Annotated in this window: 22 protein-coding genes and 3 tRNA genes; 15 read left to right on the top strand and 10 right to left on the bottom strand. The window is 73.6% G+C overall.

The genetic code is table 11. The features are described from left to right. Positions 1-99 precede the first annotated feature (99 nt). Positions 100-1,737, bottom strand: coding sequence for an ABC transporter permease (locus tag IEY78_RS24350; RefSeq protein WP_189101621.1), 1,638 nt, complete (start codon positions 1,735-1,737; stop codon positions 100-102). After that, positions 1,734-2,666: an ABC transporter ATP-binding protein gene (locus IEY78_RS24345; RefSeq protein ID WP_189101620.1), complete on the bottom strand. Its 933-nt coding sequence runs from the start codon at positions 2,664-2,666 to the stop codon at positions 1,734-1,736. Before IEY78_RS24345 ends, IEY78_RS24350 begins: the two co-directional genes overlap by 4 nt. Positions 2,667-2,758: 92 nt before the next feature. Between IEY78_RS24345 and IEY78_RS24340 the strand changes: the two genes are divergently transcribed. Next, on the top strand, positions 2,759-3,313 hold the full coding sequence (locus IEY78_RS24340; RefSeq protein ID WP_189101618.1) for a GbsR/MarR family transcriptional regulator: 555 nt from the start codon (positions 2,759-2,761) through the stop codon (positions 3,311-3,313). Between the two features lie 33 nt (positions 3,314-3,346). Here IEY78_RS24340 and IEY78_RS24335 read toward each other — a convergent pair whose 3' ends face one another. After that, on the bottom strand, positions 3,347-4,339 hold the full coding sequence (locus IEY78_RS24335; protein WP_189101616.1) for a diacylglycerol kinase catalytic domain-containing protein: 993 nt from the start codon (positions 4,337-4,339) through the stop codon (positions 3,347-3,349). A 236-nt stretch (positions 4,340-4,575) separates the two neighbouring features. Between IEY78_RS24335 and IEY78_RS24330 the strand changes: the two genes are divergently transcribed. After that, the gene (locus IEY78_RS24330; RefSeq protein ID WP_189101614.1) at positions 4,576-5,862 is read left to right on the top strand and encodes an adenylosuccinate synthase; all 1,287 of its coding nucleotides are present in this window, start codon (positions 4,576-4,578) and stop codon (positions 5,860-5,862) included. A 138-nt stretch (positions 5,863-6,000) separates the two neighbouring features. Here the strand turns inward: IEY78_RS24330 and IEY78_RS24325 are convergent, their stop codons facing one another. Then, positions 6,001-6,525, bottom strand: coding sequence for a MarR family winged helix-turn-helix transcriptional regulator (locus IEY78_RS24325; protein ID WP_189101612.1), 525 nt, complete (start codon positions 6,523-6,525; stop codon positions 6,001-6,003). Continuing rightward, positions 6,522-7,199 carry a DJ-1/PfpI family protein gene (locus IEY78_RS24320; protein ID WP_189101610.1) on the bottom strand — a complete coding sequence of 226 codons (678 nt, stop codon included), beginning with the start codon at positions 7,197-7,199 and terminating at the stop codon, positions 6,522-6,524. The genes IEY78_RS24325 and IEY78_RS24320 overlap by 4 nt, the downstream gene beginning before the upstream one ends. A 288-nt stretch (positions 7,200-7,487) precedes the next feature. Between IEY78_RS24320 and IEY78_RS24315 the strand changes: the two genes are divergently transcribed. The 4 genes from IEY78_RS24315 to IEY78_RS24300 all read left to right on the top strand — a co-directional run bounded on the left by IEY78_RS24315 (position 7,488) and on the right by IEY78_RS24300 (position 11,464). Further along, a complete protein-coding gene (locus IEY78_RS24315) occupies positions 7,488-8,282 on the top strand; it encodes a CYTH domain-containing protein (RefSeq protein WP_189101608.1) in 795 nt (264 codons plus the stop codon). A 225-nt stretch (positions 8,283-8,507) separates the two neighbouring features. Continuing rightward, entirely contained in the window at positions 8,508-9,875 is a 1,368-nt protein-coding gene (locus tag IEY78_RS24310; protein ID WP_189101606.1) for an aspartate aminotransferase family protein, read from the top strand. Positions 9,876-10,040: 165 nt separating this feature from the next. Beyond that, positions 10,041-10,718: a GntR family transcriptional regulator gene (locus tag IEY78_RS24305; protein ID WP_189101604.1), complete on the top strand. Its 678-nt coding sequence runs from the start codon at positions 10,041-10,043 to the stop codon at positions 10,716-10,718. A 95-nt stretch (positions 10,719-10,813) separates the two neighbouring features. After that, entirely contained in the window at positions 10,814-11,464 is a 651-nt protein-coding gene (locus IEY78_RS24300) for a putative DNA-mimic protein (protein ID WP_189101602.1), read from the top strand. Positions 11,465-11,536: 72 nt separating this feature from the next. Here the strand turns inward: IEY78_RS24300 and IEY78_RS24295 are convergent, their stop codons facing one another. Then, positions 11,537-12,304 (bottom strand): SLATT domain-containing protein, encoded by a 768-nt coding sequence (locus IEY78_RS24295; protein WP_189101600.1) that lies wholly within the window; start codon positions 12,302-12,304, stop codon positions 11,537-11,539. A 288-nt stretch (positions 12,305-12,592) separates the two neighbouring features. Between IEY78_RS24295 and purD the strand changes: the two genes are divergently transcribed. From purD to IEY78_RS24275, 4 genes are all read left to right on the top strand, one after another. After that, complete coding sequence (purD, locus tag IEY78_RS24290) at positions 12,593-13,867, top strand: phosphoribosylamine--glycine ligase (RefSeq protein WP_189101598.1); 1,275 nt, start codon at positions 12,593-12,595, stop codon at positions 13,865-13,867. A gap of 439 nt (positions 13,868-14,306) precedes the next feature. Next, the gene (locus tag IEY78_RS24285) at positions 14,307-16,136 is read left to right on the top strand and encodes a hypothetical protein (protein ID WP_229700144.1); all 1,830 of its coding nucleotides are present in this window, start codon (positions 14,307-14,309) and stop codon (positions 16,134-16,136) included. 271 nt (positions 16,137-16,407) lie between these two features. Then, entirely contained in the window at positions 16,408-17,889 is a 1,482-nt protein-coding gene (locus IEY78_RS24280; RefSeq protein WP_189101596.1) for a N,N-dimethylformamidase beta subunit family domain-containing protein, read from the top strand. Positions 17,890-18,079: 190 nt separating this feature from the next. Further along, entirely contained in the window at positions 18,080-18,979 is a 900-nt protein-coding gene (locus IEY78_RS24275) for a phosphoribosylaminoimidazolesuccinocarboxamide synthase (protein ID WP_189101594.1), read from the top strand. Between the two features lie 78 nt (positions 18,980-19,057). Here the strand turns inward: IEY78_RS24275 and IEY78_RS24270 are convergent. From IEY78_RS24270 to IEY78_RS24255, 4 genes are all read right to left on the bottom strand, one after another. Continuing rightward, positions 19,058-19,130, bottom strand: a tRNA-Gly gene (locus IEY78_RS24270). Positions 19,131-19,958: 828 nt separating this feature from the next. Continuing rightward, positions 19,959-20,031: transfer RNA gene (locus IEY78_RS24265), tRNA-Gly, on the bottom strand. 74 nt (positions 20,032-20,105) lie between these two features. Further along, positions 20,106-20,177: transfer RNA gene (locus IEY78_RS24260), tRNA-Gly, on the bottom strand. Between the two features lie 119 nt (positions 20,178-20,296). Then, the gene (locus tag IEY78_RS24255; protein ID WP_189101592.1) at positions 20,297-20,617 is read right to left on the bottom strand and encodes a histone-like nucleoid-structuring protein Lsr2; all 321 of its coding nucleotides are present in this window, start codon (positions 20,615-20,617) and stop codon (positions 20,297-20,299) included. Positions 20,618-20,917: 300 nt separating this feature from the next. Here IEY78_RS24255 and purS point away from each other — a divergent pair, with 300 nt between their 5' ends. The 5 genes from purS (at position 20,918) to IEY78_RS24230 (ending at position 26,091) form a co-directional block, all read left to right on the top strand. Then, positions 20,918-21,163, top strand: a complete 246-nt coding sequence (gene purS, locus IEY78_RS24250) for a phosphoribosylformylglycinamidine synthase subunit PurS (RefSeq protein ID WP_006604673.1) — start codon at positions 20,918-20,920, stop codon at positions 21,161-21,163. Further along, positions 21,160-21,840, top strand: a complete 681-nt coding sequence (purQ, locus tag IEY78_RS24245) for a phosphoribosylformylglycinamidine synthase subunit PurQ (RefSeq protein ID WP_189101590.1) — start codon at positions 21,160-21,162, stop codon at positions 21,838-21,840. The genes purS and purQ overlap by 4 nt, the downstream gene beginning before the upstream one ends. Further along, a complete protein-coding gene (gene purL, locus IEY78_RS24240) occupies positions 21,837-24,086 on the top strand; it encodes a phosphoribosylformylglycinamidine synthase subunit PurL (RefSeq protein WP_189101589.1) in 2,250 nt (749 codons plus the stop codon). Before purQ ends, purL begins: the two co-directional genes overlap by 4 nt. Positions 24,087-24,247: 161 nt before the next feature. After that, positions 24,248-25,096: a M23 family metallopeptidase gene (locus IEY78_RS24235; RefSeq protein WP_189101587.1), complete on the top strand. Its 849-nt coding sequence runs from the start codon at positions 24,248-24,250 to the stop codon at positions 25,094-25,096. A 197-nt stretch (positions 25,097-25,293) separates the two neighbouring features. Beyond that, complete coding sequence (locus IEY78_RS24230) at positions 25,294-26,091, top strand: maleylpyruvate isomerase family mycothiol-dependent enzyme (protein ID WP_189101586.1); 798 nt, start codon at positions 25,294-25,296, stop codon at positions 26,089-26,091. The last annotated feature ends 142 nt before the right edge of the window (positions 26,092-26,233 follow it).

Genomic DNA, 26,233 nt, shown 5'->3' with positions numbered 1-26,233 from the left:
AATGGCGCAGGGTGACTGGCCTTCGGGGCCCCGATGTGCTGGCGTGGAGGGACGGGGCGCGGCATCCACACCCTGTGGACGCGCTCGCGCCGCCCCGGATCAGCAGAGGTCGCGCCGGCGCAGTCCCACCAGACCGGCGGCGGTGAAGAGCGCGGAGAGCGCCAGCAGCCAGAGGAACGGGGCGGCGGTGGCGTCCGTGCCGGGCAGCTTGGGGAGATGGCTGTACGGCGAGAGGTCCATCGCCCAGCGGGGGAGGTCGAGGGAGGGGCCGACCCAGCCGAGGGCCAGGCAGCCGCCGACCAGGGCCCAGACGGCCGGGGCGGCCCGGGGGAGCAGGCCGAGGACGAGGACCGCCAGGCCGGTGAGCGTCCAGACGGCCGGGGCCTGGGCGAGGGCGGCGGCCAGGACCGGGCCCGTCCGGCCGAGCGGGTCGCCGGCCGAGGCGCCGTAGGAGACGCTCAGGGCCAGGCCGCCGAAGGCCAGGATCACGGCGCTCCCCCCGAAGGCCAGCGCCAGATGACCGGCCGCCCAGCGCAGCCGGCCGACCGCGCCGGCCAGCACCGGCTCGGCCCGCCCGGCGGTCTCCTCGCCGTGCAGCCGCAGCACCGCGCCCACCGCGAAGAGCGCGGCGACCAAGCCGAGCAGGCCGGCCATCGTCGCCAGGAAGGCGTCGGTCAGGTCCTGCTGACCGCCCATCCGCGCGACGACCTCGCGGGTCCGCGCATTGCCGCCGACCAGGTCCGCGGCGCCCTTGGCGAGTCCGCCGAAGATCCCGCCGGCGCAGACGAAGCCGAGCGTCCAGCCCGCCAGCGTGGTGCGCTGGAGCCGCCAGGCCAGGCCGAGCGGACCGCTCAGCGAGCGCGGCGCCCGGGCCGGGCCGGGGCGGGCGGGCAGGAAGCTCATCCCGAGGTCGCGGCGGGCGGTCAGGGCGTAGGCGGCGCAGGCCACCAGGGCGGTCGCCACCGCGAACAGCGCGAGCGGCCACCAGCGTTCGCCGGCGTAGGCGCGCAGGTGCTGCGACCAGCCGAGCGGGGAGAGCCAGGTGAGGGGGGAGGAGTTGTCGGTGCCGGCGTCGCCCGCGGCGCGCAGCGCGAAGGCCAGGCCGAGCACGGCGCCGGTCAGGCCCTTGGCGAGCCGTGCGCTCTCGGTGAGTTGGGCGGCGACGGCGGCCAGTGCGGCGAACAGCAGGCCGGCGGCGCCGATGCCGAGGCCGAGCGCGAGCGAGCCGGCGGCCGGCCGCCCGGAGCCGGCCAGCGAGCCGGCGATCACCACGGCGAGCGCGGCATCGGCGAGCAGGGCCGTCAGCAGGGCCGCGGTCAGCGGTGCGCGGCGGCCGACCGCGCCCGCGCAGAGCAGCTCCTGACGGCCCGTCTCCTCCTCCTCGCGGGTGTGCCGGACCACGATCAGCAGACTCATCACGGCGGCGAGGACGGCGCCGAAGCCGGCCATCCGCCAGGCGACGAGCCCGCCCACGGAGTCGCCGTACACCGGTCCGTAGAGCGCGCGCATCGAGCCGTTGCCGTTCATCGAGACGGCCAGCGCGGCGCGGCGGGCGGCGGTGTCGTAGAGCGCCTCGAAGGACGAGCCGGTGCCGGCGACGACCGCGCCGAGGCCCAGCACCCACGCCGGGATCAGCACCCGGTCGCGGCGCAGCGCCAGCCGCAGCAGGGCCCCGGTGCCCGCCAGTCGGCGGGCGCGCGCGGCGGGGGCGGGAAGGGGTACGGCCACGGTGGTCATCGCGCGACCGCCGCGCCGCGGGCGTCGTCCTGGTAGTGGCGCAGGAAGAGCTCCTCCAGGGTGGGCGGGGTGCTGGTGAGGCTGCGGACGCCGGAGGCACCGAGCGCGCCGAGCACGGCATCGAGCTTGTCGGTCTCGACCTGGAAGGAGACGCGGTCCCCCCGCAGCTCCAGCCCGTGGACGCCGGGGAGGTCGCCCAATCCGCCCGGTGGACCGGCGAGTTCGGCGACGACCGAGGTGCGGGTCAGGTGCCGCAGCTCTGCCAGCGTGCCGGATTCGACGGTGCGTCCGCCGCGGATGATGCTGACGCGGTCGCAGAGCGCCTCCACCTCCGACAGCACATGGCTGGAGAGCAGGACGGTGCGCCCGCGGTCGCGCTCCTCGGCCACGCAGTTCTGGAAGACCTCCTCCATCAGCGGGTCGAGGCCGGAGGTCGGCTCGTCGAGGATGAGCAGCTCGACCTCGGGGGCGGAGGCGAAGGCGGCGACCAGGGCGACCTTCTGCCGGTTGCCCTTGGAGTACGTTCGGCCCTTCTTGGTGGGGTCGAGCTCGAACCGCTCCAGCAGCTCGGCCCGGCGCCCGGCGTCCAGCCCGCCGCGCAGCCGCCCGTAGAGGTCGATGACCTCGCCGCCGGAGAGGTTGCGCCACAGGGTGAGGTCGCCGGGGACGTAGGCGATGCGGCGGTGCAGCTCGACGGCGTCCTGCCAGGGGTCCTTGCCCAGCAGCCGGGCGGTGCCGCCGTCGGCGCGTAGCAGGCCGAGCAGGACGCGGATCGTCGTGGACTTCCCGGCGCCGTTGGGGCCGAGGAAGCCGTGCACCTCGCCGGCGCCGACCCGCAGGTCGAGGCCGTCCAGCGCGTGGGTGCGGCCGAAGGACTTGTGCAGGCCGTCCACCCGGATCGCGGGAGCGGGAGAGATTGCCGTGGTCATGATTTCGAAGGTACGCTAGATTCACAAAGTTGTGAAGTTAAGAAAGCGTATAAAGTTGAGGGGCGTCGCTGATCAGGGGAGATGATGCGGACATGAGCGAGCAGCACCGGAGCGCGGACCGGACCGCGGAGACCCGTCCGGACCCCGCCGGGCCGGCCCGCGACGACGAGGCGGTCTCGCAGTTCGTCGAGCGGTTCGCCGCGCAGCTGGTCGACGCCGGGATGCAGCGGATGTCCGCCCGGGTCTTCGCCTGCCTGCTCGCCTCCGACTCCGGCGTGCTGACCTCGGCCGAACTCGGCGAGCGCCTCCAGGTCAGCCCGGCCGCCGTCTCCGGCGCGATCCGCTACCTGTCCCAGGTCGACATGGTCAGCCGCGAGCGCGAGCCGGGCTCCCGCCGCGACCGCTACCGCGTGCACAGCGACCAGTGGTACGAGGCGCTGGCCCGCCGCGACAACGTCCTCACCCGCTGGGAGGGCACCCTGCGCGAGGGCGTGGTGAGCCTCGGCGAGGACTCGCCCGCGGGCCGCCGGATCGGCGAGACGCTGGTGTTCTTCGAGTTCCTGCAGACGGAGCTCACCGGGCTGCTCCAGCGTTGGCGCGAGCACCGCGACCGGATGCGGGCCGAGCTGGAGGACGCCGCCCGCTGAGGGACCGTTTCTGCTGCGCCTCGGGAGGCCGCCTCAGTCCCGCGGCAGCTGGAGCCGCCAGGCCGCCGGCTGCACGGTCCACGTACGGGTCCGGACCGGGCCGCCGACCAGGGCGTCCGCCCGGTAGTGGAAGTCCGCGCCGGACACCGTCACGGCCCGCGCCCGGGTGCGCACCGACCGCCCGCCGCCCGGCCAGTGGACCACGACCTCGGCCAGCTCACCGCCGCCGCCCGCCCCGGAACCGCTCCCGGCCCGGCCGCCCGGCACCACCGACACCCCGCGCACCGGCCGGTCCAGATCGGCCAGCAGCACCCCGTCCGCCTCGATCCGCAGCCGCTGCCCCGGCACCCGTGCGCGCCGTCCGCCCGTCCGGCCGTCGCCGGATCCGAGGGCTCGACGCCCGGCCGCCGGTGCGGCCAGCAGCGACAGCGCCGTACGGGCGGTGCGGGCGTACGGCCGCCACCAGGGGGCGTCCCCGTCGGCCGGATCCTCCGGGTCCACCGGGCCGCCCCGGGGCGCCGCCGGATCTGCCGGATCCACCTGGTCCGCCGGGTCCGCCGCATCCGCCGGGGACGACTGCCGGGGCACGGACGCCCCGTGGCCCGGCCGGGCCGGTTCGCCGCACGGGATGCGCAGGCTGCCCAGCACGATGCCGTCGCTGTCGTCCGTGAGCAGGTCCATCGGGCGCTCGCTACCGTCCAGGACGGCCCGGGCGGCGGCCACCGTGTCCGTCGGGATGCCCAGGGCGCGGCTCAGCGCGACGCCGGCCGGGGCCCCGACCGGGACCATCGACAGCGGCACCGCGGCCAGCTCCCGTTCCTTGTGCAGCAGGCCCACCACGCGCAGCAGCGCCCGGTCGTCGCCGATCACCACCGGCCGCCGCTGCCCGCGCCGGGCCAGCATCCGCGCGAATTCCTCCGGGCCCTCCGGGAGGCAGATTTTCGCCCCCGCACCCGCGCACAGGACATCCTTCGCGATCCGCACGGCCTCGCCGTCGGTACTGCGGGCGACCGGGTCGATGACCACGAGCAGGGGGTACCCCCGAACGGAGTCCACGGGAAAGTGCCCAGAAGGCTGCGCCGACACCTCGGTCCTTCCTCAGGTAGCATCTCGGTGCAAGAGCCCCTTGCGCTATTGCGCCAGGGGCTTCGTCTATTCCGGGGCACCGGTCCGACGGCTCCGGCGATGACGTACGCGTGAACACGCACGTTGTCGCCATCCACGCACGTTGGACATGCCCCGCCCGGAAGGGGTGTACGCCTGTGCCCGCACTTGTGCTGCTCGGTGCTCAGTGGGGTGATGAGGGCAAGGGAAAGGCCACCGATCTGCTCGGTGGCTCCGTGGACTATGTGGTGCGCTACCAGGGCGGCAACAACGCCGGCCACACGGTCGTCGTCGGCGACCAGAAGTACGCACTGCACCTGCTCCCTTCCGGAATCCTCTCGCCGGGGTGCACCCCGGTCATCGGCAACGGTGTCGTCGTCGACCCGGCGGTCCTGCTCTCCGAGCTGAGCGGACTCAACGAGCGCGGCGTCGACACGTCCAAGCTGCTGCTCAGCGGTAACGCGCATCTGATCACGCCGTACAACATCACCGTCGACAAGGTGACGGAACGGTTCCTCGGCAAGCGGAAGATCGGCACCACCGGCCGCGGCATCGGCCCGACCTACGCCGACAAGATCAACCGCGTCGGCATCCGGGTGCAGGACCTCTACGACGAGTCGATCCTCATCCAGAAGGTCGAGGCGGCCCTCGAGGTCAAGAACCAGCTGCTGACCAAGCTCTACAACCGCCGCGCCATCGAGGCCGACCAGGTCGTCGAGGAGCTGCTGGGCTACGCCGACAAGATCAAGGGCTATGTCGCCGACACCACCCTGATCCTGAACAAGGCGCTGGACGACGACAAGGTGGTCCTCTTCGAGGGCGGCCAGGGCACGCTGCTGGACATCGATCACGGCACGTACCCCTTCGTCACGTCCTCGAACCCGACCGCGGGCGGTGCCTGCACGGGTGCGGGCGTCGGCCCCACCAAGATCAGCCGCGTCATCGGCATCCTCAAGGCCTATACGACGCGCGTCGGCGCCGGTCCGTTCCCGACCGAGCTGTTCGACGAGGACGGCGAGGCGCTGCGCCGCATCGGCGGCGAGCGCGGGGTGACCACCGGCCGCGACCGCCGCTGCGGCTGGTTCGACGCGGTCATCGCCCGCTACGCGACCCGCGTCAACGGCCTGACGGACTTCTTCCTCACCAAGCTCGACGTGCTGACCGGCTGGGAGCAGATCCCGGTCTGCGTCGCCTACGAGATCGACGGCAAGCGGGTCGAGGAGCTGCCCTACTCGCAGACCGACTTCCACCACGCCAAGCCGGTCTACGAGATGCTCCCGGGCTGGTCCGAGGACATCACCAAGGCCAAGTCCTTCGCCGACCTGCCGAAGAACGCCCAGGCGTACGTCAAGGCGCTGGAGGAGATGTCCGGTGCCCCGATCTCCGCGATCGGCGTCGGCCCCGGCCGCGACGAGACGATCGAGATCAACTCGTTCCTGTCGTAGGACGGCCGGAACGGCAAGGACGCGGACAGCGGACGCGGACAGCCGCGCATCCACTCCCCGGTGGGGTGGGTGCGCGGCTGTTCGCCGTTGTAGGGGGCACGTGTCGCCCCGGGAGGGCGAGCGGGGCCCGGTGCGGTCTCATCCGTGCGCGGCCGGGGGGATCCCGTCGTCCTCCGCGAGGGCGTCCAGGGCGCCCGACAGCCGCTCCAGGGACGCCATGACCTGGCGGAATTCGTCCGGGCCGCCGAGCTGTTCGGACAGCCGGGCGGCGAACTCGGCATGGCCGGGGGCGATCCGGGCGACGGCGGCCCGGCCCGCCGCGGTGGGGGAGAGGAGCTTGGCGCGGCGGTGTGCCGGGTTGGGGCGGTACTCCGCCAGCCCGCGGTCGACCAGGAGGTCGGCGATGCGCTGCACGCTCTGCCGGGTGATGCCCATCGCGCGGGCGATCCCGGCCACGGACAGCGGCTCGGGCAGCACGGCGCCCAGGGCCTGCCACCAGGCGGCGGTCAGCCCGGACGGCCGGGCGAGGTGGTCGGCGACGGACAGCAGCCGGCCGTTGAGGTGGAAGACGGCGAGGGCGGTACGGCTGAGGAGCGCGGGGCCGCGGAGTTCCGGGTCCTCCTGCGCGTCGCCCGTTGACCCGTGCGGCCGGGGCGCGGTCATGCGGCGCCACCGCGGGCCGCGGCCGCCGACTGGAGCACGGGGAAGGCGGCGGCGTCGGAGCGGGCGAACAGGCGGTACCAGGCGTCGAGGGTCGCCGGCTCCATGACGTCGAGAGCGGCGAAGATCTCCCGGGCGAAGGCCACCGGCTCGGTCGGGCCCGCGGTGATCAGCCCGCCGTCGCGCACCGCGTCGGCCTCGCGGTAGTGGCCGGCGCCCCGGTAGCCGGGCTGTGCGGCGAGGTACCCGGCGGCCCCGCTGGTGTGCGCGCGGTCGTCCAGCAGGCCGGCCCGGGCCAGCCCCGCGGTCGCCCCGCAGATGGCGGCGACCGGTACGCCCGCGGCGAGGAACTCCCGGGCCTTGTCGGCGAACGGCGACAGCTCCGGGCCCGTGTCCCAGAGCCGGGCGCCCGGGAGGATCAGCAGCGCGCTGTCGCCGGGGTGCAGGGCGTCGAGCGCGAGATCGGGGGTGATCCGCTGCCCGCCCATGGTCGTCACCGGCCGGCCGGCGGCGGGGGCGACGGTGGCCACGGCGTACGCCGGCCGCGACGGGCGGAAGTAGCCGCCGTCCCGGAGATGGGCGAGGGCGTGGCCGCACTCCCAGTCGGCGAGCGTGTCGTAGGCGGCGACGTGCACGGTGAGGGCGGTGGACGCGTGGGATGCGGTGGGGTCGGTCATGGGAGCTCCTCGGTCGGCGGCGGGATCCCCGGCTTCCGGGCCCGGTGCCGGTGCGGCACAGCGCCCGTATGACAGCATCCTGGCACTACGACAGGGTGCTGTCAATTGCTCGCCGGAGCGGTCCGCGGCGGTCGGCGGGGTGTCACAACCGGCCGACTTTGTCCGAGACCCGGCGATGACGGATGCCGGTTTCCGCGTCCCGGAACTCCCGGGGGCCCGCAGGGCGTAGAACGCGTACGACGACGCCTCCGACAGCAACGCCTCCGACGTCACGCCGAAGGAGACCGAGTGATCCCCGCCGTACGAGCCCTCGCCCGCGCCGCCATGGCCGCACGTCCGGCGCCGCTCGCCGACGTCCAGGCACGGGCCGCCCGCCCCGCCCCGTGCGACCGCAGCTACCTCGTCCCGGTCGAGGTCTTCACCGCCGTGGCGGCCGTACTCACCGAACGGCGCGGCCCCGGCGGCGGGTTCGTGGCGCTGTGCGTCAACGGCCGCCGCTGGTTCCAGTGCCGCGCCGTCTACTACGACACCCCCGGCCTGCGGTCCTTCCACACGCACCGGCCGGACCGCCGGGCGCGCCACACGATCCGGGAGTGGCACTGCGCGGACACCGGGGAGCGGCAGATCGAGATTGCGCTCACCGGACGGTGCGGCACCCCGGTCACGCACCGCCGGCCGCTGCTGCCGGGCGATGCGGTGCTCGGCCCGGCACCGCGCCGCTTCCTCGCCTCCGTATTGGAGCGCTCCGGCGGCCTCGCGGCCCCCGACGGCCTGCGCCGCGTCCTGGAGACCGAGCGCACCCGGGCCGTCCTGGCCGCGGACGGCCAGCGCCTGGTCTGCGACGCGGCGCTGCGCTGCCGGGACGTGGAGACCGGCCACACGGTGCGCGCCGAGGGCGGGCTGGTCCTCGTACGGAGCCGGACCGCGGGCGGGCCGGGGGAGGCGGACCGGCTGCTGGCCGAACGCGGGATATGCGTGGAGGACTTCCCCGTCTACTGCGGGGGCCTGGCGGCGCTGCGCCCGGAGTTGACCGCCCACCCCTGGGGGCGGGTGGTGCGGACGGTGTTCCCTACGGGCGGCTGAACGGCCCGCGCCCGTCTGACCGCCCCGCGCCCCGGCCGTCCCCGGCTGACCAGCCGCCCCTTCCGATCGCCGGATTCGCCCCCGGCCCGTAGACAATGTGTCCGCGCGGGTGGTGAGCGCCATACAGAGTGTCGGTATCGACCGGTGTCCGTGCTCCCTACGCTGAGGACGTTCGCCGCGCCCATCCCCCGGCGGACCCGAGCGACCCGATCCGAGGTACTGACCGTGACCACGACGCCCTCCGCCTCCGCCGACCCCGCTGCCGGTGCCGCAGTCAAGGCCGCCGACCGCGCGCACGTCTTCCACTCCTGGTCCGCGCAGGGCCTGATCGACCCGCTGCCGATCGCCGGCGCCGAGGGCTCGTACTTCTGGGACTACGACGGCAACCGCTACCTCGACTTCTCCTCCCAGCTGGTCAACACCAACATCGGCCACCAGCACCCCAAGGTCGTCGCGGCGATCCAGGAGCAGGCCGCGAAGCTGTGCACCATCGCGCCCGGATTCGCCGTGGACGTACGGTCCGAGGCCGCCCGGCTGGTCGCCGAGCGCACCCCCGGCGACCTCGACAAGATCTTCTTCACCAACGGCGGTGCGGAGGCCGTGGAGAACGCGGTCCGGATGGCCCGGCTGCACACCGGCCGCGCCAAGGTGCTGTCCGCCTACCGCTCGTACCACGGCGCCACCGCCACCGCGATCAACCTGACCGGCGACCCGCGCCGCTGGCCCTCCGACACCGCCTCCGCGGGCGTGATCCACTTCTGGGGCCCGTTCCTCTACCGCTCGGCCTTCCACGCCGAGAACGAGCAGCAGGAGTGCGAGCGCGCCCTCGCGCACCTGGAGCAGACCATCGCCTTCGAGGGCCCGCAGTCGATCGCGGCGATCATCCTGGAGACCGTGCCCGGCACCGCCGGGATCATGGTCCCGCCGGCCGGCTACCTCGCCGGGGTCCGCGAGATCTGCGACCGCTTCGGCATCGTCTTCATCCTCGACGAGGTGATGGCGGGCTTCGGCCGCACGGGCGCCTGGTTCGCCGCCGACCACTTCGGCGTCACCCCCGACCTGCTGACCTTCGCCAAGGGCGTCAACTCCGGCTATGTGCCGCTGGGCGGCGTGGCGATCAGCGCCGAGATCGCGGCCACCTTCGACCAGCGCCCCTACCCGGGCGGTCTGACCTACTCCGGCCACCCCCTGGCCTGCGCCTCCGCCGTCGCCACCATGAACGCGATGGCCGAGGAGCGGATCGTGGAGAACGCCGCCGAGATCGGCGAGACGGTCATCGGCCCCGCGCTGCACGAGATCGCCGCACGCCACCCGTCGGTCGGCGAGGTCCGCGGCATGGGCGTTTTCTGGGCCCTGGACCTGGTGAAGAACAAGGAGACCCGCGAGCCGCTGGTCCCCTACAACGCGTCCGGCGCCGCCAACGCTCCGATGGCCGAATTCGCCGCGGCCTGCAAGAGCGGCGGGCTGTGGCCGTTCGTGAACATGAACCGGACGCATGTCGTCCCGGCCTGCACGGTCACCGAGGCCGAGGCCAAGGAGGGCCTCGCCGCCCTCGACCAGGCCCTCACGGCGGCCGACGCCCACACCGTCTGAGGCCCTCGCCCCGCGGCGCCCGCCCGCACGGAAACCGCAGGTCACGGCCGCCGCGCGGGACACTCGAAGGGTGCCCTCGCCCGGCGGCCCGCCGTGGCCCTCGCCTATCGTGGGCGGGGGCCGCTCCCACCTGCGCGGTCAGGGACGTCGAAGGAGACGCAGACGATGGCCGCCGGCGGAGACAGCTCAGTCATACGACGCAGCACCCTGCGCCAGCAGATCGCCGACGCGCTGCGCGACGAGATCCTGGCCGGCCGGCTGCCGTGCGGTCACCCCTTCACCGTCAAGGAGATCGCCGAGCAGTACGGCGTCTCCGCGACCCCGGTGCGCGAGGCGCTGCTCGATCTGTGTGCCCAGGGCCTGCTCGACGTCGAACAGCACCGCGGCTACAAGGTGCACGCCTTCACCTCCGACGACTTCCGCGCCATGGTCGAGGCCCGCACGCTGATCATCGAGGGCATCTTCCGCAGCGGCGCCGACCACGCGCTTCGCGCCACCCCCGCCGGGGTGCTGGTCTCCATCCGCCGCCGGGCCGACGAGGCCGAACGGGCCGCCCGGGCCGGCGACCTCGACGTGCTCATCGGCTACGACCTGCGGTTCTGGCGCGAGCTGAGCGGCATCGTGCACAACGCCTACATCAGCGATTTCCTGGACCGGATCCGCGTCCAGACCTGGATGTTCGCCGTGCCGCTGCTGCGCCGCCAGGCCGATCTGCGCAGCCATCTGTGGCAGGGGCACGGCGCGCTGGCCGACGCGCTGATCCACCACGATCTGCCCACCGCCCAGCGGCTGATCGCGGAGTACAACGAGCACTCCCTCGCTCTCGTCGGAACGCGCGGCTAGCACTACGCTGTCCCGACCGTCGGCCGTAATGGGCCGTACCCGTAGCGTACGTGCGCCGGAGTCCTAGTCCCCCGACCGGAAGCGAGCCCACACTCGTGGCATGTGACCTGTGGCTGGTACCCCTCGTCGATGTGCTGTGCCACAGCCCCGACAACCCGTTCTCCGAAGAGATCGCCGCCTATGACAAGGCCCTGACGGAAGCGGGCCTGCCGCCGGTCCCGGTCTTCAGCTACATGCCGGGGCTCTCCGGTGACGTCGCGCCCATCGCCGGCTTCGACTACGACGCCCTGCACTTCCTGCGCCGCGCCTACCTGCTGCGGCTGTGCGGCCTGGAGGTGACCCCGGTCGACGAACTGGGCGGCGACTACGAGCAGTTGCTGGAGATGTTCGAGGCCACCGCGCAGGAGTCCCACCTGGTGTGGCACTACGACCACGCGGGCGCCTATGTCCCGGTCGACTTCCCGCATCCGCTGGCCAACGACGAACTGCTGGAGGGCGGCGGCCCGCTGGGCTCCTCGCACGGGCTGCTGCGCGAACTCGAACTCGTCGCGCCGTCCCTGGGCATCGATCCGGCCAATCCGCCGGCCGCGCCCGCACCGCCGGCCGGGCCCACCTCACTGGAGGAGCGGGCCAGCGCGGTGCCCCTGGACGACAGCCCGTTCGCCCGGGAGCGGCACGTCTGGCTCGGGCTGCACGCGGCCGCCACCCGGAGCCTGGGCCAGGGCTCCATGATCGTCTTCAGCTGACCCGGAACGGCGGGGGCGGGAGCGGGCCGGGGGAGCGGCCCCGGGCGCTCCCGCCGCGCCGTACGGACGCGGTCAGCGCGGGGACTCCGGCGGCCGCTGCCGCGGCATGTTCGGGCGGGCGCCCGGCGGCGGCAGCGCATACCGGGCCTGCGGCGCCGCGCCCTCGGGCCGCGGCGCGGCGGCCCACGGCACCATCGCAAGCGTGGCCTGCGGCACCGGCCCGGCCCGGAACTCCGCCATCCAGTCGGCGGTTTCGGCCCGCACCAGCTCGGCGAGGTCCTCGGTGAACCGCCGCAGCAGGCCCAGGCAGCGCTCCGCCGCCTCGCCCGCGGTGCCCTCGGCCGGCCCGAGCACCTCGCGCACGCTCTCCGCCGCCCAGTCGAACTGCAGCGCCTCCAGCCGGCGGTGGATCGCCTGGGCGGTCGCCAGGTCCCGCATCCAGCCGGCCGTCACCCCGAAGTACCGGTCGGCGCCCACGCACACCGCGGCCAGCAGCAGCGACAGGCAGCCCCAGGGCGCCGCGCCCGCCCAGACCCCGGCCAGATCCAGCAGCGGCAGCGCCCCGCCCACCGTCACCCCGGCCGCCGCCCCCAGCCGCAGCACCCGCGCACCGCGCCGCTTGCCCCGCCGGTCGTGCAGGTACCAGTCGGCGGCGCGCAGCGCGCCCTCCTCGGTCCACAGGTAGAGCGCGTCCAGCCGGTCGGCCGGCTCACCCCAGTCGCCGAGCGGGAAGACCCGCCCCGCGAGATCCCGGCGGCCGGAGGCCCGGCGGCCGTTCTCCCGCGTGGGGCTGCCGCCCTCCCGAGGGGGTCCCTCGGGCTGCATCTCCGGCTGACTCACCCGTGCACTCCCTCTCCAAAGCTCTCTTCCGATGCGTGCGAGGCACGCGTGTCATGCGGGACGGTCGGTGCACGCAGCCTCCTTCCTACCGCCGAACGGCTGGCGTCGGCCCCACGATCACGCTCTTTCCGCCCGGAAGGAGTGCCATGTCGGGTATAGGGGCATCGGGCAACTCACCCGAAAGAGTTGCCGCCGCGGCGACGCGCGGTTTCCGGCCGCTTCGTGCCCGCCCGCCGCCCGGACCCGGCCGGGGTCCGGCGGCCCGGCGCTCTCGTCTAGGCTGCCACCGTGAAGGTCCTCGTCATCGGCGGCGGCGCCCGCGAACACGCCCTGTGCCGCTCTCTGTCCCTCGACCCCGACGTCACCGCGCTGCACTGCGCTCCCGGCAACGCCGGCATCGCCGAGGTGGCCGAATTGCACGGGGTCAACGCCCTCGACGGCACGGCCGTCGCCGAACTCGCCGCCGACCTGGCGGCCGATCTGGTCGTGGTCGGCCCCGAGGCCCCCCTCGTGGCGGGCGTCGCGGACGCCGTCCGCGACCGCGGCATCCCGGTGTTCGGCCCCTCGGCCGAGGCCGCGCAGCTAGAGGGCTCCAAGGCCTTCGCCAAGGACGTGATGGCCGCCGCGGCCGTCCCCACCGCCCGCAGCTATGTCTGCACCACCCCGGAAGAGATCGACGAGGCCCTGGACGCCTTCGGGTCGCCGTACGTCGTCAAGGACGACGGCCTGGCGGCCGGCAAGGGCGTCGTGGTCACCGAGGACGTCGAGGCGGCCCGGGCGCACGCACTGGCCTGCGAGCGCGTCGTCATCGAGGAGTTCCTCGACGGCCCCGAGGTCTCGCTCTTCGCGGTCACCGACGGCGAGACCGTCGTCCCGCTCCAGCCCGCCCAGGACTTCAAGCGCGCCCTCGACGGCGACGAGGGCCCCAACACCGGCGGCATGGGCGCCTACAGCCCGCTGCCCTGGGCCGACCCCCAGCTGGTCGACGAGGTCATGGCCACGGTCCTGCAGCCCACCGTCGACGAGCTGCGCCGCCGCGGCACCCCGTTCTCCGGGCTGCTCTACGCGGGCCTGGCGATCACCTCTCGCGGGGTGCGCGTGATCGAGTTCAACGCGCGCTTCGGCGACCCGGAGACCCAGGTCGTCCTCGCCCGCCTGCAGACCCCGCTCGGCGGGCTGCTGACCGCGGCCGCCACCGGCAACCTCGCCGCCCTGCCGCCGCTGCGCTGGCACGACGACGCCGCCGTCACGGTCGTCATCGCCTCGCACAACTACCCGGACACCCCGCGCACCGGCGACCCCGTCGAGGGCCTGGCCGAGGTCGCCGAGAAGGACGCCCCGGACGCGTACGTGCTGCACGCCGGGACCAAGGCGGACGGCTCCGGCGCGGTGCTCAGCGCGGGCGGCCGGGTGCTGTCCGTCACGGCCGTCGGCGCCGACCTCACGACCGCCCGCCGGCGCGCCTACCGCGCCGTGGACCGGATCCGGCTGGACGGCTCGCAGCACCGCACGGACATCGCCGCCAAGGTCGCGGACGAGGCGGCGCAGGCACCGGGCGCGTAGCGGGAGCGGACGCGGGCGCGCCGGGCGCTCCCGCTCCGGCCGGCGAGATCTCTTCTGGGGCATATGTCACATACCGTGGCATATGCCCCTGTCGTTGTGGGTGCAGACAGGGCCGAAGCGCGCACCGCCCACACCCTCCCGGCACCGGTTCCCGGCTTTGCCCAAAGCCATTCCATCGGGTGACCGCACCGCAGATCCCGCTGACGGGGCGCACACCCCCCAACTAGGGTGCCGCGCAAGCGTCCTGCGGTGGCCGTGCCGGAATCCGGCACACCCGCCGCGGCGGCGTCCGGCAACTGGCTCACCGGCATTGCGATGTCAGTGGCCGGTGCCACAGTGGTGGTGTGCCCTCGCGTGCACCACCGACGCGCATCTCTCGTAGTCCGTCCCGTGTTCTCTTTGTCCGGCTCCGTCAGGACAGCAGGGGGTGTACAGGCTCGTGGCAAGTCCCGAAACAGGCGTCCTGGCGGCGCGTGCCCGCGCCCTCGCCGTGCTGCGGATCCGCAGCACGGCGAGGGCCGTGGCGCTGCTGCCCGCGGCTGTGGCAGTGGTGCTGTTCGCCGGCCGGGCGACCGGGCGGCTCGGCGCCGGCTGGGACCTCGCCGGCTGGATCGCCGGCGGTGCCGCCGTGGTCAGCCTGCTGCTGGCCGCGCTGGTCACCGTCGTCGTGGCGCGCGCCAGACCCGCCCTCAGCCCGTCCGTGCCGATCTCCGAGAAGTCGGCCCCCGATCTCTACCGCCTCGTCCGCGATCTCGCCGAGCGCCTGGACGTCCCCGCGCCCTCCGCCATAGCGCTGACCCCGGACTGCGACAGCTGGCTGGAGGACCGCACCCACCGCGCCCACGGCCCGCCGCGCGGCCTGCGCCGGGCGGACGGCGCCGGGCGCCGGGCCCCCGAGGCGCCGGTCCTGGTCATCGGCTCCCCGTTCCTGTGGTGGATGCGGGTCGCCGAGCTGCGCGCCCTGCTGGCCCCCGTCGTCGCCGGCACCGGCCCCTCCGCGCACCCCGACATAGCCGCCGCCCGCCGGTTCATCCGGGGCCTGGACGCCGCCGTCGCGGTCGCCGCCCGGACCGGCGGCCGGCTGCACGGCCTTCCGCTCCGCTTCGTCGGCCGGGTGGCGCGGCTGCTGCTGCGCGCCGGCCGCGAACACGCCACGATCATGGAGCGCGCCGTCGCGGCCGCCGCCTCCGAGCGCGCCCAGAACGTCGACTACGGCCTGCGGATCGTCGCCCAGGAGCAGGTCGGCCTGGCCTACGCGGGCTGGGACCGGCTGCTGACCCGGGTCGCGCTGCCCGCCTGGCGGATGGGCCGCTGGCCCTCCCGGCTGGACGCCGGCGTGGTCTCCGCCCTCACCGAACTCTCCCGCCGCGACCGCCTCGCCGACGGCTTCGCCTCCCGCCTCGGCGAGCGCCCGGCCTGCGACCTCCTGGAGGAGCCGGGCGCCATCGACCGCGCCGCCTCCCTGCTGGCCGCCCGGCTCTTCCACGGCGGCCCCGCCGAACCGGGGCCCGACTGGTCACCGGTCTGCTGGCAGCAGTATCCGGAAGAGGTCGTGGACCGGAAATGGCGTCTGGAGGCCGCCCGCCTCCATCGCGTTCTCGACAATCTTCCGGCGACCGCGCTCGCGGCGCCCCCGCCCGAGGCCCCCGACCCCGCCGCGGCCCCCCTCTCGTACGCCCACACCCCCGCCCACGCGCCCGCCGGCCACCGCCCGGCGGCGCCCGGGACGGACGGCGGCCCGGCCGTGAGCCCGCCCGACGGCGGCCCGCCGCCCGCCGACCGCGTAGCGGCCGCACCGGCCCCGGGACCGACCCTGGCCCGCGTCATCGACCGGCTCGCCCACGACGAGCGGGCCGGCGATCTGGTCGCCGCCCGGCTGGGCGCGGAGGTCGAGCGGGAGGAGCGCGAGGAGGCGGCCCGCCAGGCCGCCCGCGGCAGCCGCGAGCAGGACGCCGCCATCGGCGTGGCCTGGGGCGACGGCCTGGCCGAGGGCGGCCTGCCGCTGTTCCCGCTGCAACCGCCCCGCACCGGCCGCGAACTCCTCGCCGACCACGTCACCGCCATGGTCTGCTGCGCCGCCGTCGACACCGCCGGTGCCACCCCCGGGCTGGACTGGCTCGACGGCCCGGCGCTGCTGGTCGACGGCGCCCGCCGGGCCGACCTCGGCCGCCCGGTGCTCAGCCTGGTCGACGACGGGGACGACGGGCCGCTGCGCGGCTGGCTGACGACCGTCGGCGTGCGCCCCGAGAAGCCGGTCCGGCTGGTATGACTCGACGGCCGCGGCTGCCCGCAACCCCGCCGTGAGGAGGCGAACCGGGCAGCGAGATCCGCGCCGGAGACCCGGGGCCGCTCGCCCCACCGGCTGAATGTTCCCTTCCAGTTCGCATTTCGGGGGCGGTGCCCTCTAAATTCACGACGAAGGGTGACGAAGTGAGTGCGTAATGTGATGTGCTGGGGGATGGCCGGCCGGGTCCGCTCAGCCGGACGCAGCACCGGCCCGTCGGCCCGGACCGACGGGGGATGCGGGAGGGGAGTGGAAGGTGGCGACGGATCAGATCAGGCGCTGGGAGTCGGGCGCGCTGGCGCACGCGGTCACGGACCCGTTCGGACAGGGCCCGCTGCCCTGGCTGCGCGGCAGCGAGACGTACTTCGAATCCGGCCGCATCGTTCCCTGGTACGTCGACCCCGCCGTGGCCCGGGGCGATCTGCGCGAGCTGGTGCCGCACAAGCACAACGGCCCGCGCACCGCCGATGACGTGCACCGCCAGATCAAGGGCTTCGCCGGCACCGGCGCGGTGGCCCCCGGCGAGGCCATCGACTTCCGCGTCTCGGTCGACCCGCCGCAGCCGTTCAGCATCGACATCTACCGCATCGGCCACTACGGCGGCACGGGTGCCCACAAGGTCACCACCAGCCCCCGCCTGGCCGGCATCGTCCAGCCGCCCCCGATGGCCGTCGAGCGCACGGTCACTTGCCACCACTGGTGGCTGTCCTGGCGCCTCCAGGTCCCCACCTACTGGAACCTCGGCGCCTATGTCGCCGTGCTCACCACCGCCGACGGCCGCTACCGCTCCCACATCCCCTTCACGGTCCGCGACAACCAGCCCGCAGACCTCCTCCTGCTGCTGCCCGACATCACCTGGCAGGCCTACAACCTCTACCCGGAGGACGGCCGCACGGGCGCCAGCCTGTACCACGCCTGGGACGAGGAGGGCGCGCTGCTCGGCGAGGGGGACGCCGCCACCACCGTCTCCTTCAACCGCCCCTACGCGGGCGCCGGACTGCCCCTCCATGTCGGCCACGCCTACGACTTCATCCGCTGGGCCGAGCGCTACGGCTACGACCTCGCCTACGCCGACGCCCGCGATCTGCACGCCGGCCGGGTCGACCCGTCCCGCTACCGCGGCCTGGTCTTCCCCGGCCACGACGAATACTGGTCGGTGCCGATGCGCCGCACGGTCGAGAGCGCCCGCGACAACGGCACCTCCCTGGTCTTCCTGTCCGCCAACACCATGTACTGGCAGGTCGAGCTCTCCCCCTCGCCCTCGGGCCCGGATTCGCTGCTGAAGTGCCGCAAGCGGCAGGGGCCCGGCCGTCCCGCGCTCTGGCGCGAGCTGGGCGACCCCGAGCAGCGGCTGATGGGCATTCAGTACGCCGGCCGGGTCCCCGAGCCGGCGCCCCTGGTCGTCCGCAACGGCGACCACTGGCTGTGGGAGGCCACCGGCGCCCACGAGGGCGACGAGCTGCCCGGCCTGGTCGCCGGCGAGGCCGACCGCTACTTCCCCCGCACCAGCCTCCCCGACCACAGCGAACGCATCCTGCTCGCCCATTCCCCCTACCGCGACAGCGAGGGCGCCCGCCGCCATCAGGAGACCTCCCTCTACCGCGCCCCCAGCGGCGCCTGGGTCTTCTCCTCCGGCACCTTCGCCTGGTCCCCGGCCCTCGACCGCCCCGGCCATGTCGACCAGCGGGTCCAGCGCGCCACCGCCAACCTCCTCGACCGCATCTGCAAACGCGACTGAACGCGGCAGCCCAGGACGGCAGAAACGTTGCCTTACGGCCCGTCGCGGCGAGCGGCCGCGCCCCGGTGACCGCGCCTCCGCGGCCACCGGGCGACCGCCGCCGCCGGGCGCACCCGGCCCCCGCCGGTCACCACCGCCCGGCGTGAGGGAGAATCGAGGGGACTCCTGGATCAACCTACGCGGAGGAAGCGTGCCCGGTTTTGTAGAAAAGCCTGAGCCGGTGGAGGTCCCCGGGCTCACCCACCTCCACACCGGGAAGGTGCGCGACCTCTACCGCAACGCCGCCGGCGAGCTGGTCATGGTCGCCAGCGACCGCACCTCCGTCTACGACTGGGTGCTGCCCACCGAGATCCCCGACAAGGGGCGGATCCTCACCCAGCTGTCCCTGTGGTGGTTCGAGCAGCTCACCGACCTGGTCCCGCACCACGTCCTGTCCACCGACGTCCCGGCCGGCGCCCCCGCCGACTGGGCGGGCCGCACCCTGGTCTGCAAGTCGCTGGACATGGTCCCCGTCGAGTGCGTGGCCCGCGGCTACCTCACCGGCTCGGGCCTGGCCGAGTACCGGCAGACCCGTACGGTCTGCGGGCTGGCCCTGCCCGAAGGCCTCGTGGACGGCTCCGAGCTGCCCGCCCCGATCTTCACCCCGGCCACCAAGGCGGATGTCGGCGACCACGACGAGAACGTCTCCTACGAGGAGGTCGCCCGCCAGGTCGGTCCCGAGGTCGCCGCCGAGCTGCGGCAGACCACCCTCGCCGTCTACGGCCGGGCCCGCGACATCGCCCGTGAGCGCGGCGTCATCCTGGCGGACACCAAGTTCGAGTTCGGCTTCGACGGCGAGCGGCTGACCCTGGCCGACGAGGTCCTCACGCCCGACTCCTCGCGCTTCTGGCCGGCCGACCTGTGGCAGCCGGGCCGCGCCCAGCCGTCGTTCGACAAGCAGTTCGTCCGCGACTGGCTGACCTCGCCCGCCGCGGACTGGGACCGCACGGGCACGCTGCCGCCGCCCGCCCTCCCGCACGAGATCGTCGAGAGCACCCGCGCCAAGTACGCCGAGGCCTACGAGCGCCTCACGGGTCTTCCCTGGACGTAGTCCCCGGCCGCGCGTCTGCCCGGACGCACGAAGAGGGCCCCGGTCGGTATTCCTACCGACCGGGGCCCTCTTCCGCTGAGCGGACGACGAGGCTCGAACTCGCGACCTCAACCTTGGCAAGGTTGCGCTCTACCAACTGAGCTACGTCCGCATGCGCCGCACAAGGCTCCTGGAATCAGGCGCCGCCGCGCGGTGCGGGGACCACTATAGCCAACCTCACCCGTGGGCGAGCCCCGCCACCGCGTGGCGGCTCCCCGCACCGAGCGCGGCGACGGCCGAGAGAGCCGGTCGCGCACCGCCCCCGGTGACCGCGACGCCCGCTCCGCGCTCCCCGTGACGGGCGCCTCGGCCACGGCGAATTCCGCACCTCCGCCTCCCGCACGGTCGTCGGAAAACCTGCGGCGGCCGATCACCTCGTCCGCCAACTCCGGTTCGCCGCAACGCCTCCCGGCGCGCACCGTGCGGATGCTCCCGGGCGTCCGCCGCGCCGGAACCGTCGTCGGCACAGAGTCCCGTCCGCCCGCGCCGGCACCCGCTCCGGACGCCCCCGCCGGCCGTGACCGGTCAGGCCCGTCGACCGGCGGCCCGGCACCTCGACCCGCGGAGATGTGGTCACCGCCACACCACCGCGGCGAAGTCGGGGCCGCGCACGGCCTGGTGGTCCTGCTGCCCGTTCGAACGGCTCGGCTCCGGGACGGCCCGCCTTCCGTCGGCGGGCGGCGGCGCCGGGGCACCCACGTCGTCCGGTGACGTCGCTCACAATGCGCCGGGGGTGGCGCTTCGGGCGGGGATCGAGAGGGATTTCTTCCCGGTGTTCACGAGCCCGGCGTTTCGCCGGATCACGGACCGGGCGGTGCGCTCGCCCTCGCGGCCGAGGCAAAAGTCAGGTGCCGGGAGTGCGGGAAGTGAAGGGAGTGTGTGACGTGGCTTCAGAAATGCAGAAGGCCCCGGTCCAGAGAACCGAGGCCTTCTTATTCTGAGCGGACGACGAGGCTCGAACTCGCGACCTCAACCTTGGCAAGGTTGCGCTCTACCAACTGAGCTACGTCCGCAGGCATCCACTCGGCTTTCACCGAGCGGCGCGACAGCTACTCTACCTGATCCGTAGGACCGGTCGAGCAGTCAGAGCGGGTGACAGGGATTGCACACTGCGCCTCCCCCTTGGAAAGGGGGCGCTCTACTACTGAGCTACACCCGCGTGACTCCGTGAGGTCCGGCCTGTCGGCCTCGCCCCTCGGCGTGCTCCAGACTCTAGCTGATCAGTAGGGGTGCTGTGCAAGTCGGCTGCGCCCGGCCCGGGGGACGCCGGCAAGTCGGTTAGTGGTTGGCGGCGTTGAAGGCCTCGTACACCTTCTTGGGGATCCGCCCGCGCGGCGGGACGTCCATCTGGTGGGAGCGGGCCCAGGCGCGGACGGCCGCGGGATCGGGGTTCACCGCGGTCCGGTGGTAGGCCTTGCCGGACTTGGCCCGCTTGCGGCCGGCCTCGACGAACGGAGCGAGGGCGCCGCGCAGTTTCTTCGCATTGGCTGGATTGAGGTCGATCTCGTACGTCTTCCCGTCCAATCCGAAGGCGACCGTCTCTGCGGCTTCTCCTCCGTCGATGTCATCGGAGAGCGTTACTACTACGCGCTGCGCCACGGATATCGGTCCTTTCGTGGAGCGACCCCTTGTTGACATGGGGTGATGCTCCGGATCCGGCTGATTGGGATCAATGCTTTTTCATTTGTACAGCGATGGGCATTGCATTGTGAAGCCCAGTTAATTTTGTCAGCGTGTCTTCCCGCAATCCGGACCCCGGATCTTTTCGAGAATTTTTCCTGAGCTGCACTCTCGTCGATACCGGACCGTGATGGGGCGCAGCGTATATCTATGCGCGTAGATTTTCGAACACGGTACTGTGAGGACACCGCCTTACGCACCACACCACCGGGAGTGCCAGTGGCACGCGTCGTAGTCGACGTCATGCTCAAGCCGGAGATCCTCGACCCGCAGGGGCAGGCGGTGCAGCGCGCACTGCCACGCCTGGGCTTCGAGGGGATCGCCGACGTCCGTCAGGGCAAGCGTTTCGAACTTGAGGTGGAGGGTCCGGTCGACGACGCCGCCCTCGCTCGCATCCATGAGATGGCCGAGACCTTCCTCGCCAACACCGTCATCGAAGACTTCACCGTGCGGGTCGACTCATGACCTCGCGCATCGGAGTCATCACCTTCCCCGGCACGCTCGACGACCGCGACACCCAGCGCGCGGTCCGGGTCGCCGGAGCCGAGGCGGTGCCGCTGTGGCACCGCGACAAGGACCTCAAGCAGGTCGACGCCGTGGTACTGCCCGGCGGTTTCTCCTACGGCGACTATCTGCGGGCCGGAGCGATCTCCCGTTTCTCGCCGGTGATGGAGACCGTCATCGAGCAGGCGAAGGCCGGTATGCCGGTCCTCGGTATCTGCAACGGCTTCCAGGTGCTCACCGAGACCCACCTGCTGCCCGGCGCCATGCTGCGCAACAACCATCTGCACTTCATCTGCCGCGATCAGAAGCTGCGGGTGGAGAACGCGGAGACCTCCTGGACCTCGGACTACACGTCCGGGCAGGAGATCAGCATTCCGCTGAAGAACATCGACGGCCGGTATGTCGCCGACGCGCGCACGCTCGACATGCTGGAGGCCGAGGGCCGGGTCGCCTTCCGCTACCTGGACGGCAACCCCAACGGCTCGCTCCGCGACATCGCCGGCATCACCAATGAGGCGGGCAATGTCGTCGGCCTCATGCCGCACCCCGAGCACGCCGTGGAGCCGCTGATCGGTACGGGTCGTACCGACGGCCTCGGATTCTTCACCTCGATCCTGAAGAAGCTGGTCAACGTATGACTCTCGACACCGTCAAGCACGCCGCCGAGACGCCGGACACCGACCAGCCGTGGGCCGAACTCGGCCTGAAGCAGGACGAGTACCAGCGCATCCGCGAGATCCTCGGCCGCCGTCCCACCGGCGCCGAACTCGCCATGTACTCGGTCATGTGGTCCGAGCACTGCTCCTACAAGAGCAGCAAGGTCCATCTCAAGCAGTTCGGTGAGAAGGCCCCGGAGAACGACGCGCTGCTCGTCGGCATCGGCGAGAACGCCGGTGTCGTCGACGTCGGCCAGGGCTACGCCGTGACGTTCAAGGTGGAGTCCCACAACCACCCCTCGTACATCGAGCCCTACCAGGGCGCGGCCACCGGCGTCGGCGGCATCGTCCGCGACATCCTCGCCATGGGTGCCCGCCCGGTCGCCGTCGTCGACCCGCTGCGGTTCGGCGCGGCCGACCACCCCGACACCAAGCGCGTCCTGCCGGGCGTGGTCGCGGGCATCGGCGGCTACGGCAACTGCCTGGGCCTGCCCAACATCGGCGGCGAGGTCGTCTTCGACCCCTGCTACCAGGGCAATCCGCTGGTCAACGCCGGCTGCATCGGCGTGATGAAGCACGAGGACATCCACCTCGCCAAGGCGTCCGGCGCCGGCAACAAGGTCATCCTCTACGGCGCCCGCACCGGCGGCGACGGCATCGGCGGCGTCTCGGTCCTGGCGTCCGAGACCTTCGACGACACCAAGCCGGCCAAGCGGCCCGCGGTCCAGGTCGGCGACCCCTTCCAGGAGAAGCTGCTCATCGAGTGCACCCTGGAGATCTTCAAGGCGGACCTGGTCGACGGCATCCAGGACCTCGGCGGCGCCGGGCTGTCCTGCGCCACCAGCGAGCTGGCCTCGGCCGGCTCCGGCGGTATGCGCGTCGAGCTGGACACCGTCCCGCTGCGCGACTCCTCCCTCTCGCCCGAGGAAATCCTCATGAGCGAGTCGCAGGAGCGCATGTGCGCGATCGTCGAGCCCGGCAAGGTCGACCGCTTCCTGGAGATCTGCGAGAAGTGGGACGTCATCGCCACCGTCATCGGTGAGGTGACCGAGGGCTCGCAGCTGGAGATCTTCTGGCACGGCGAGCAGATCGTCGACGTCCCGCCGCGCACCGTCGCGCACGAGGGCCCGGTCTACCAGCGCCCCTACGCGCGCCCCGACTGGCAGGACGCCCTCCAGGCCGACGACGCCGCGAAGCTGGCCCGTCCGGCGAACGCCGAGGAGCTGCGCGCGCAGGTCCTGAAGCTGGTGGCCTCGCCCAACCAGGCCTCGAAGGCGTGGATCACCGACCAGTACGACCGGTTCGTGCAGGGCAACACCGTCCTGGCGATGCCGGAGGACTCCGGCATGGTCCGGATCGACGAGGACACCAACCTCGGTGTCGCGCTCGCCACGGACGGCAACGGCCGCTACGCCAAGCTCGACCCGTACGCGGGCGCGCAGCTGGCGCTGGCCGAGGCCTACCGCAACGTCGCCGCGTCCGGCGCCAAGCCGCTGGCGGTCTCCGACTGCCTGAACTTCGGCTCGCCCGAGGACCCGGCCGTGATGTGGCAGTTCGCCGAGGCCACCCGCGGTCTCGCGGACGCCTGCCAGACCCTGGGCACGCCGGTCACCGGCGGCAACGTCTCGCTCTACAACCAGACCGGCGAGGTGGCGATCCACCCGACCCCGGTCGTCGCGGTGCTGGGCGTGATCGACGATGTGAACCGCCGCACGCCGATCGGCTTCGCGGAGGAGGGCCAGCTGCTCTACCTCCTCGGTGACACCCGCGAGGAGCTGGGCGGTTCGGCCTGGTCCCAGGTCGTGCACGAGCACCTCGGCGGGCTGCCGCCGCGGGTCGACCTGGAGCGCGAGCGGCTGCTGGCCGAGGTGCTGATCTCGGCCTCCCGCGACGGCATGATCGACGCCGCGCACGACCTCTCCGACGGCGGTCTGATCCAGGCCCTGGTGGAGTCGTGCCTGCGCGGCGGCAAGGGCGCCCGGGTGGTGGTGCCGGACGGCCAGGACCCGTTCGTGCTGCTGTTCTCGGAGTCGGCGGGCCGTGCGGTCGTCGCCGTCCCGCGCAGCGAGGAACTCCGCTTCACCGACATGTGCGGTGCGCGGGGGCTGCCGGCCACCCGGATCGGTGTGGTCGACGGCGCGGAGATCGACGTCCAGGGCCAGTTCAGCATCCCGCTGGGGGAGCTGAAGGAGGCCCACGAGGCGACGATCCCGGGTCTCATCGCCTGAGACCGCCCGGGGGCGCACCGCCCCCGCTGACGGTCCGACGGCCCGCCCCATCATGGGGACGGGCCGTCGCCGTTTTTCCGCGCCGACCGCGCCGTACCGCCGCCGGGGCGGCCGTCGCCCGGCGGCCCTGCCCGGCCACCATCACTCCAGGGGGAATCGGAATGAAGTCCACCACGGTGCGGAGGCTCTCCGTGCTCGCCGCCCGCGCCTGCCTGTTCGCCGTCTTCGCCGTGTTCGCGGCGAGCTTCCTCGCCGACTTCCCGCGCTGGTGGATCTGGGTGCCGCTCGGCCTGTGGGTGCTGATCGAATGCGGGGTGAACCGGCGCGCGGCCCGCGGGGAGGCGGACGCCCTGCGGGCCGCTGCCCCCGCCCCGGTGGCGGTCGCCGCGCCGGTCAGCGGCCGCTGGCGGGCCCTCAACAGCCCCGCCGACAAGGTCCCCAGCCATGACACCTGGTCCTTCGGGCAGGCCTACGCCATCGACGTGGTGGCGGAACCGGAGCCGGGTGCCAGGCCCGGCTTCGGCTGGTGGCCGCCGGCCCGCCGCAACGAGGCCTTCCCGGCCTTCGGCGCGCCCCTGCTCGCCGTCGCGGACGCCACCGTCGTCCGGGCCGAGGACGGCCGGCGCGACCATCTCAGCCGCACGTCCTGGCCCGCGGCCGCCTATCTGCTCGCCGTCGAGGGACCGGTCCGCACGCTCGGCGGCGCCCGCTGGATGCTCGGCAACCATGTGATCCTCGACCTGGGCGGCGGCATCCACGCGCTCTACGCGCACCTGCGCCGCGGTTCGCTCACCGTCCGCACGGGCGACCGGGTGCGGGTGGGGGAGACCCTCGGCCGGTGCGGCAACTCCGGCAACAGCAGCGAGCCGCATGTCCACTTCCAGCTCATGGACGCCGCCGACCCGCGCACCGCCCACGGCACCCCGTTCACCTGGCACGGCACCGGCGTCCCGCGCACCGGCGAGATATTCGAGGCCGGGGCGCGGCTGACGACGCCGGGGGGCCGCTGACGGCACCGGGGGGCTGAACGCCGGCCGCCGGGCCGCCGCGTCCGCCGATACGGTCCGCCGCACGCGTCGGCGCGGCGGGCTTCTGGCGCTGAACTCCCCTAAGAGCGACCGGAGTTGGCGGCCCGGCAGGAGCGGCGGGCCCCGAGCCCGCCGGGATCCGGGCGCGACTGTCAGTGGTGCCTCGTAGGCTGGCGTCCATGTCACCTGCCGCCCGGAAACCGCGCCCGCGCCGGTACGACCCGCAGAAGACCCGTGCGGCCGTCACGGCCCAGCTCGCCCATGTCCAGGAGGCCGTACGCGCGCTCGCGCCCGGCCATTTGGCGCTGCCGACCCGGCTCGGTGACTGGACGGTGCGCGAGCTGGTGGCGCATCTGTCCCTGACGCTCGGCAGCCTGGCCCGTGCGCTGGAGCACCCGGTCCCGGCGCGGGCCGAGGCCACCCTCCTGGAGTGGCCGTCCGCGGCCGCCGGGCTCGCCTCCGGCATCGACGAGCGCACCCGCGCCCTGGCCGCCGCCCACGACCCCGCGGCGCTGCTGGAGCGCACCGCGGTGGAGTTCGCCGAGGCCGTCCTGCCGCTGCCGGACGACCGGCTGCTGGCCTCCCGCCCCGGCGCGATGACCCTGGCCGACCTCCTGGTCACCCGCTGTGTCGAACTCGTCGTGCACACCGACGACCTGGCCGCGGCCACCGGCCGGGAGATCCCCTTCGACCGCCAGGCCGTGGCCGCCACCACCCGCCTGCTGGCCGACGTCCTGGCGGACCGGGCCCCCGGCGGATCGGTGGAGCTGCGCGTCCCGCCGTTCGCCGTGGTGCAGTGCGTGGCGGGCCCCAAGCACACCCGCGGCACCCCGCCGAACGTCGTCGAGACCGACCCGCTGACCTGGATCCGGCTGGCCACCGGCCGTACGACCTGGGCCGAGGCGCGGGAGGCCGCGGCCGTCAGCGCCAGCGGCGAGCGGTCCGATATCGGCGGGTATCTGCCCCTGCTGAGCTGACGGCCGCGGGGCCGGCGGAGGCGTGCGGGGCCCGGCGCCCCGCACGGACGGGGGGCGGTGGAGGCGTCGCGCATCTCACACGGAGCGGGACGCGCCCCCGTGGCGCAAGATCCACACGGCCGGCGCCGCGCGCCCCGTGTCC

This window comes from Streptomyces kronopolitis (assembly GCF_014646275.1).
GTDB lineage: Bacteria > Actinomycetota > Actinomycetes > Streptomycetales > Streptomycetaceae > Streptomyces > Streptomyces kronopolitis.
Note: the sequence above shows the minus strand (reverse complement) of the source record. Positions and strands in the feature narration are given on the sequence as shown.

What these genes read in the sequence shown, in the direction of transcription:
- IEY78_RS24350 (WP_189101621.1), bottom strand. Translation starts at nt 1,737, where the DNA reads ATGACCACCGTGGCCGTACCCCTTCCCGCCCCCGCCGCGCGCGCCCGC.
- IEY78_RS24345 (WP_189101620.1), bottom strand. Translation starts at nt 2,666, where the DNA reads ATGACCACGGCAATCTCTCCCGCTCCCGCGATCCGGGTGGACGGCCTG.
- IEY78_RS24340 (WP_189101618.1), top strand. Translation starts at nt 2,759, where the DNA reads ATGAGCGAGCAGCACCGGAGCGCGGACCGGACCGCGGAGACCCGTCCG.
- IEY78_RS24325 (WP_189101612.1), bottom strand. Translation starts at nt 6,525, where the DNA reads ATGACCGCGCCCCGGCCGCACGGGTCAACGGGCGACGCGCAGGAGGAC.
- IEY78_RS24320 (WP_189101610.1), bottom strand. Translation starts at nt 7,199, where the DNA reads ATGACCGACCCCACCGCATCCCACGCGTCCACCGCCCTCACCGTGCAC.
- IEY78_RS24305 (WP_189101604.1), top strand. Translation starts at nt 10,041, where the DNA reads ATGGCCGCCGGCGGAGACAGCTCAGTCATACGACGCAGCACCCTGCGC.
- purQ (WP_189101590.1), top strand. Translation starts at nt 21,160, where the DNA reads ATGACCTCGCGCATCGGAGTCATCACCTTCCCCGGCACGCTCGACGAC.
- purL (WP_189101589.1), top strand. Translation starts at nt 21,837, where the DNA reads ATGACTCTCGACACCGTCAAGCACGCCGCCGAGACGCCGGACACCGAC.
- IEY78_RS24235 (WP_189101587.1), top strand. Translation starts at nt 24,248, where the DNA reads ATGAAGTCCACCACGGTGCGGAGGCTCTCCGTGCTCGCCGCCCGCGCC.
- IEY78_RS24230 (WP_189101586.1), top strand. Translation starts at nt 25,294, where the DNA reads ATGTCACCTGCCGCCCGGAAACCGCGCCCGCGCCGGTACGACCCGCAG.